Annotated in this window: 1 protein-coding gene; it reads left to right on the forward strand. The window is 52.8% G+C overall.

Going from position 1 to position 777, the window contains the following annotated elements; all coding sequences use genetic code 11:
* A partial coding sequence (locus IZU87_RS17305; RefSeq protein WP_213115353.1) for a transposase domain-containing protein occupies window positions 1-202 on the forward strand: 202 nt, incomplete at its 5' end.
* Between the last annotated feature and the right edge of the window lie 575 nt (window positions 203-777).

The following is a 777-nucleotide window of genomic DNA, read 5'->3' on the forward strand; positions in this document are numbered from 1 at the left end:
GCTGGGGCGTTCAAACTGGCTGTTCGCCGGATCTCTGCGCAGTGGCCAGCGTGCTGCCACCATCATGAGCCTCATTCAGTGTGCCAAGCTGAACGGCCATGAGCCCTATACCTACCTGAAGAATGTGCTGGAAAGGCTGCCGACCCAAAAGGCTAGCCAAGTGCACGAACTTCTGCCCCATCATTGGCAGCATACTGCGTGATCACTCGCAAGCGGTGATGCCCGAACGCTTACAAAGAACTGCCGTGCTGGGGTAAACGCTATAGCACAAGGCGTAGCCGCTCGAACAAGGATGCCTCTATCACTTCCGTGATAGAGGCATCCTTGTATATGGATCAGTATCACTGGGAAAACGTGCCGGCTCTCCATTGTGTGTACTTGATCGACAGGCATTCCACGCTGTTGAGAGATATCTTTATCGGGAGATATCTTTGCTGCTGCAGCACCTGCTCGGTGTCTGCGCTGTCATTGAATATCACTCATTGAAGCTATCCATGAACAGGCGCAAGGAGGCGACATGTCGAGGGGCTTTTCATATTCGTTATCAAGACTTCTAGTGGCAGGGATGATGGCCCTTTTGATGGGGCTGATGTCATCAGAAATGGCATCTGCCGGGGAGCAAGAGAGGAAGATAGAGCGCTGTCAGTCCTTATCTGCCAGCGTAGTTGTCACCTAAACGGATTGAGAGGTGATCAACGTGCGTTATTCCACAGAGCGTAAGGAAGCCATCCTCAAGAAGATGGCGCCGCCTATGAGCATGACCATCCCGGAATTGGC

The sequence above is a fragment of the Cobetia sp. MC34 genome (assembly GCF_018340035.1).
Taxonomy (GTDB): Bacteria; Pseudomonadota; Gammaproteobacteria; order Pseudomonadales; family Halomonadaceae; genus Cobetia; species Cobetia amphilecti.